The following is a 6,346-nucleotide window of genomic DNA, read 5'->3' as shown; positions in this document are numbered from 1 at the left end:
CCCCCCCCCCCCCCCCCCCCCCCCCCCCCCCCCCCCCCCCCCCCCCCCCCCCCCCCCCCCCCCCCCCCCCCCCCCCCCCCCCCCCCCCCCCCGCGTCAGGCGGTCAGTCGAGCATGCCCGCGGGCTGGGGCGGGGGAGTCCCGCCGGCCAGCACCGTCGTCAGCCGCGGTGCCCCCAGCCGCACGGCGAGCCCGGTGGTGAGGTGGGACGCGTCGGCGAGGCCGCCGTTGACCACGGTGACCGCGCTGTCACCGGACGTCACGAGTGCCACGTCGAGCGACATGGTGAACGGCACGCCCTCCGTCGTCCCCTTCGCGACGACCGACAGCGCCTGCCGCGTGCCGTCACCCTCCGGCACCGGCAGGGACGTGACCCGCACGTCTTCGGTACTGCCGTCGGTCCGGGTGGCGGTGAAGACACCGCACTTCTGCGTCAGGGTGCCGAACCACCCTCGTGCGGCCTGGAGTTCGGCGGCGGGGTAGGTGCCCACCTCGTAGCGCATCCGGTTGCCGTTGTCGGCGTCGAACACGGCCACGGCCTGTGTGCCGGAGAGCGGGGCGCCGAGAATCCGGTCGCCGCCCAGCCGGTCCAGCAGCTGCTGGCAGACGGCGGCGTCCTCCTTGTGGCTGAGCCAGTCCTGGGTGTTCACCGTGCCGCGCAGCAGACCGTCGCGCCGGTCGCCGGAGTCCTCCGCCTCGGTCCACTGGGACCCCAGGTACGCCTCCGTGAGCAGTGCGTGCCGCGCCTGCCGCGAGGTGAGGCTCACGGCAGGCACGGCCGAACCCCCCGACCGGCTCTCCTGGCCGCTCCCGGCGCTCTGCCGCTCCTGCCCCGCACCGGCACAGGCCGCCGCGAACAGCGAGGCGCCGACGGCGAGGGCGGCGACATAGCCGAGGCGGCCCCGGCGTGGCCTGGTCATCCTGGTCATCTCCTCTGGTCCTCTCCCTGCCTGAGGCCGCGGGACATGCGGCGCCTCGACGGTCATGTGACGCCCATGCTGACAACACCGAACCGTCATGACATCACTCGATCAAGTGATTCATGTGTGGGGGTTCTCCCAAGGTTGAGACACGTCACGGCGCTCCCGGGAAGGACCCCGGGAGCGCCGTCGTTCCGCCGTGCGTGCCGTGTCAGTCGTGGGAGACGACGACCTTCTTCTCGTGCAGCGCGGCGATCTGCTCCGCGTTGTAGCCCAGCGACGCCAGCACCTCGTCCGTGTGCTCGCCCAGCAGCGGAGAGGCGGTGATGGCCGGCGTGAACCCGGTGAACTTGATGGGGCTGCCGACCGTGAGATACGTGCCGCGCTCCTTGTGCTCGACCTCCACGACGCTGCCGCTGCTGCGCAGCGCCGGATCGTAGGCGATCTCCTTCATGCTCAGCACCGGCGCGCAGGGCACGCCGTACTGGCGCAGGATGTCCACGGCCTCGTACTTGGTCTTGTCGGCGAGCCACTGCTCGATCTCGGCGAAGATGTCGAAGATGTGCGGCTGGCGGGCCTGCGCCGTGCTGTACGCCGGGTCGTCGATCCACTCCGGCTTGCCGAGCGCCTGGCAGGTCGGTCCCCAGTCCTGCTCCTGGACGGTGAAGTAGATGTAGGCGTTGGGGTCCTCCTCCCAGCCCTTGCACTTGAGCACCCAGCCGGGCTGGCCGCCGCCGCCGGCGTTGCCGCCGCGCGGGACGACGTCGGTGAACGTCCCGTTCGGGTACTGCGGGTACTCCTCCAGGTAGCCCACCCGCTCCAGCCGCTGCTGGTCGCGCAGCTTGACCCGGCACAGGTTGAGCACCGCGTCCTGCATGGACACCGCCACGCGCTGGCCCCGGCCGGTGCGCTCGCGGTCCAGCAGCGCGGTGAGGATGCCGATCAGCAGGTGCATACCGCTGTTGCTGTCGCCCAGCGCGGCGGCGCTGACGGTCGGCGGACCGTCCCAGAAGCCGGTCGTGGAGGCGGCACCGCCGGCGCACTGGGCGACGTTCTCGTACACCTTGAGGTCGGACCACGGCGAGTCGTCGTTGAACCCCTTGACCGAGCCGAAGATCAGCCGGGGGTTCAGCTCCTGGCAGTGCTCCCAGCTCAGGCCCATCCGGTCCAGGGCACCGGGGGCCATGTTCTCCACCAGGACGTCGGCGTCCCGGATCAGCTTCTCCATGACCGCCTCGCCCTCGGGCGTCTTGGTGTCGATGGCCAGGGAGCGCTTGTTGCTGTTCAGCATCGTGAAGTACAGGGCGTCGACGTCCGGTATGTCGCGCAGTTGGTGACGGGTGACGTCACCGCCGTTGATGCGCTCCACCTTCAGCACGTCAGCACCGAACCAGGCCATCATCTGGGTGCAGGCCGGGCCCGCCTGGACGCCGGTGAAGTCGATCACCTTGATGCCGGTGAGGGGCAGTTGTGACATGGTCGTGTTTCCTTTCCCGAGTTCAGTGACCGTTGCGAGGGGGGCCGGTCAGTGACCGGCGGCGGACGGCCGCACCGCCACGGTGGGGTTGAGGTTGGTGAGGTGACCGCTCTCCGTGCCCGCGGCGGGGTCGATGAGGCAGTCGATGAGCGCGGGCCGCCCGGACGCCAAGGCCTCGGTGAGCGCCGAGGCCAGCTCCACGGGAGACTCCACGTGGTACCCGCGCCCGCCGAAGGCCTCGATGAGCTTGTCGTGCCGGGCCGTGAGCGTGAGGGTGGTGGGGGAGGGGTCGGCGGAGGCGGGGTTGACGCCGTCGCCGCGGTAGACGCCGCCGTTGTTGAGGATCACGACGACCACCGGAAGGCCGTACCGGCAGATGGTCTCCAGCTCCATGCCGCTGAAGCCGAAGGCGCTGTCGCCCTCCACCGCGACGACCGGCTGCCCCGTCTCCACGGCGGCGGCGATGGCGTAACCCATACCGACGCCCATCACGCCCCAGGTGCCGCTGTCCAGACGGTGCCGGGGCACCTGCATGTCGATGACGTTGCGCGCGAAGTCCAGCGCGTTGGCGCCCTCGTTGACGAGATAGGCGTGCGGGTGAGCGCGCAGCACGTCGCGGACCGCTCGCAGGGCGCCGTAGAACCGCATGGGGTGGGGGTCGGCGGCCAGCCGTTCCGCCATCTTCGCCGCGTTCTGCCCGGTGCGCTCGGCGAGTTCGGCCCGCCACGCCTCGGAGACAGCGATCTTCCCGGGCTCCAGTCGCTCCACCAGCGCGCCGACCACGGAGCCGATGTCGCCGACCAGCGGGGCCGCGATGGGCTGGTTGCTGTCCAACTCGGTGGGCTCGATGTCGATCTGGACGAACTTGGCGTCCGGGCTCCACTGCGGCGGCTCGCCGTGGCCCAGCAGCCAGTTGAGTCGCGCCCCGACGAGCAGCACCACGTCGGCCCGCTTCAGCGCCAGCGAGCGGGCCGCGGCCACGGACTGCGGATGGTCGTCCGGGATCAGCCCCTTGGCCATGGACATCGGCAGGAACGGCAGGCCGGTGGAGTCGACGAACTCGCGGATCACCTGGTCCGCGCGGGCGTACGCGGCGCCCTTGCCGAGGATCACCAGGGGCCGTTCGGCGCCCGCGAGCAGTTCGATCGCCCGGTCCACCGCCTCCGGGGCGGGCAGCTGCCGGGGCGCCGGGTCCACCAGCCGCCACAGGGAGGCCGCGCCCCGGGCCGCGTCCAGGGTCTCACCGAGTACGGCGGCCGGGATGTCGAGGTAGACCCCGCCGGGCCGACCCGACACCGCCGTACGCAGTGCCCGCGCCAGACCACGACCGATGTCCTCGGCCCGGTCGACGCGGTAGGCGGCCTTCACGAAGGGCCTCGCGGCGGCCAGTTGGTCCAGTTCCTCGTAGTCGCCCTGCTTGAGGTCCACGATGCGCCGTTCGCTGGAGCCGGAGATCTGCACCACCGGGAAGCAGTTGGTGGTCGCCTCCGCCAGGGCCACGAGCCCGTTGAGGAACCCGGGCGCGGACACCGTCAGGGACACGCCGGGACGTCCGGTGAGGAAACCCGCCGCCGCCGCGGCCCGGCCCGCGCTGCTCTCGTGCCGGAAGCCGATGAAGCGGATGCCGGAGGCCTGGGCGAGCCGCGCCAGGTCGGTGACGGGGATGCCGACGAGCCCGTACATGGTGTCGACGCCGTTGAGTTTGAGCGCGTCCACCACAAGGTGCGCACCGTCGGTCAACTCAGTGCTGCTCATGATGTCAGTCCTGCTTCCTTGTATTCACCACATGTCTCACTCATGCTGACATCAGTTATGAAAAGGCGCACTCTATGTGAGTGACATCGAGACACTCTTTTCGGACATACGATGAGGGGGAGACATGCCTCTAGCCATCACCCCGCACCACGGTCCCACCGGCGGCTTCCGCCCGCCACGGATCACCGGCCTGTACGACGTGATCGACGCCCAGGTCCGGGACCGCCCGGACGCCCCGGCACTCGTCCTCGGCGGGGCCCACGAGGCGGTCTCGTACCGGACCCTCACCACCCTGGCCGACGAACTGGCCCAGCGCCTGCTGGAAGCGGGCCTGCACCCGCACCGGCCGGTCGGCCTGGTGAGCGCCGACAACCTGGAGTTCGTCGTCGCCCTGCTGGGCGTGGCCCGCGCCGGCCTGGTCCTCGCCCCCGTCGACCCTGCCCTGCCGGAAGCGGAGCGACGTCACCGGTACACGGCGCTCGGGGTCCAGGCGGTCCTCACCGGCCCACCGGTGTCCCCGCCCGCGCGGCCGGACGACGGCCCGCCGCACTGGCCGCTGACGGTGCGTCGGCCCGGCGGCGGGCGGTACGGCGTCGCGCTGGACGCGGACACCCCGGCGGACGGCGCCCCCCACGGTGCCGCCGACCGGCTCACCGGCGACGACGCTCTCGCCCTGTTCACGGCCGGCACCACGGGCCGGGCCAAGATCGTCCCGCTGACCCACGCCAACGTGGCCGCGTCCCTGCACGGCATCACGACGACGTACGAACTCACCCCCGCGGACGCCACGGTGGCGGCGATGCCGTTCTTCCACGGACACGGTCTGCTCGCCGGGCTGCTGGCCACGCTCGCCACCGGCGGGTGCCTGCTGCTGCCGGACCGCGGCCGGTTCACCGCCCACACCTTCTGGGACGACATGCGCGCGGTGTCCGCCACCTGGTACACGGCCGTGCCCACCATCCACCAGATCCTGCTCCAGCGAGCGCCCGAGGAGTACCCCGGCCCCCTGGCCCTTCCCCTCCGGTTCGCCCGCAGTTGCAGCGCGCCGCTCCCCACGGCCACCGCACGCGCCCTGGAAGGCCTGCTCGACGCACCGGTTCTGTCCGCCTACGGGATGACCGAGACGACCCACCAGGCCGCGAGCGAACCGCTCTCGGTACCCCGCGACCGCAGCCCCGGTTCCGTCGGACGGGCGACCGCCGGGGAGATCCGCGTCCTGGACGCCGGGCGGCAGCCGAGCGCGGCGGGCGCCGAGGGCGAGGTCTGGGTGCGCGGACCCGCGGTCGCGCGGGGGTACCTGGCCGAGCCCGCCGAGACGGCCGCTGCCTTCCACGACGGCTGGTTCCGCACCGGTGACCTGGGCTTCCAGGACACCGCGGGCCGGCTTTACCTGACCGGCCGGATCAAGAACCTGATCAACCGGGGCGGGGAGAAGATCTCCCCGGAACACGTCGAGGAGATCCTCGCCGCCGCCCCCGGCGTCAACGAGGCCGCCGTGTTCGCCGTCCCCGACCCCACCTACGGCCAGCGCGTCGGTGCGGCCGTCGTGCTCGCCCACGGCGACACCACCACCGAGCGGGATCTCCTCGCCCACTGCCGTGACCAGCTGGCCCCCTACGAGGTGCCGGAGCGCCTCGCCATCGTGGCGTCCCTGCCGCACACGGCGAAGGGGGCATTGGACAGAGCAGCGGTGGCCGACCTGTACGGGCACTGAGCTGATGTCAATACTGACTCCCAACTCATGTAACGTATCGCCTTGTTGCGGTGGCATGGCCACGCAAACATGACTCTCTGTTGGAAGGCAGATCCATGTCCATAGAGGACTACACCGGCGGGTCGTCACAGGACGCGGGCGTTCTGGTCGTGACGACCAACGACGTTCCGGGCCATGACGTGAAGCAGGTGATCGGCGAGGTGTTCGGGCTGACCGTGCGCACCCGGCACCTGGGCGCGCAGATCGGCGCGGGGCTGAAGGCCGTGATCGGCGGCGAGCTGCGAGGCCTGACCAAGACGCTGGTGCAGGCACGCACCGAGGCCATGGACCGCCTGGTGGAGGCGGCCCGCGCCCGCGGCGCCAACGCGGTGCTCGCCGTGCGGTACGACGTGACGGCGGCTCAGGACTCGGGCACCGAGATCTGCGCCTACGGCACCGCCGCGGTCATCGCCCCGGCGGCCTGAGGGCTACGGCGTCACGG

General features: G+C 71.7%; 5 protein-coding genes. 2 read left to right on the top strand and 3 right to left on the bottom strand.

All coding sequences use genetic code 11. The features are described 5' to 3' along the window. Positions 1-103 precede the first annotated feature (103 nt). The 3 genes from ACZ4WH_RS32985 to oxc form a co-directional block, all read right to left on the bottom strand. A complete protein-coding gene (locus tag ACZ4WH_RS32985) occupies positions 104-919 on the bottom strand; it encodes a hypothetical protein (RefSeq protein ID WP_468187764.1) in 816 nt (271 codons plus the stop codon). 211 nt (positions 920-1,130) lie between these two features. Continuing rightward, positions 1,131-2,396 carry a formyl-CoA transferase gene (gene frc, locus ACZ4WH_RS32980; RefSeq protein WP_468187762.1) on the bottom strand — a complete coding sequence of 422 codons (1,266 nt, stop codon included), beginning with the start codon at positions 2,394-2,396 and terminating at the stop codon, positions 1,131-1,133. A 48-nt stretch (positions 2,397-2,444) separates the two neighbouring features. Continuing rightward, positions 2,445-4,151, bottom strand: a complete 1,707-nt coding sequence (gene oxc / locus ACZ4WH_RS32975) for an oxalyl-CoA decarboxylase (protein ID WP_468187760.1) — start codon at positions 4,149-4,151, stop codon at positions 2,445-2,447. 124 nt (positions 4,152-4,275) lie between these two features. On the opposite strand from oxc, the gene ACZ4WH_RS32970 reads away from it, so the two are divergent. Further along, the gene (locus ACZ4WH_RS32970; protein WP_468187758.1) at positions 4,276-5,865 is read left to right on the top strand and encodes a FadD7 family fatty acid--CoA ligase; all 1,590 of its coding nucleotides are present in this window, start codon (positions 4,276-4,278) and stop codon (positions 5,863-5,865) included. A 95-nt stretch (positions 5,866-5,960) separates the two neighbouring features. Beyond that, positions 5,961-6,329, top strand: a complete 369-nt coding sequence (locus ACZ4WH_RS32965; protein ID WP_468187756.1) for a YbjQ family protein — start codon at positions 5,961-5,963, stop codon at positions 6,327-6,329. Positions 6,330-6,346: the final 17 nt, after the last annotated feature.

The sequence above is a fragment of the Streptomyces sp. NPDC029138 genome, from assembly GCF_055564375.1.
Note: the sequence above shows the minus strand (reverse complement) of the source record. Positions and strands in the feature narration are given on the sequence as shown.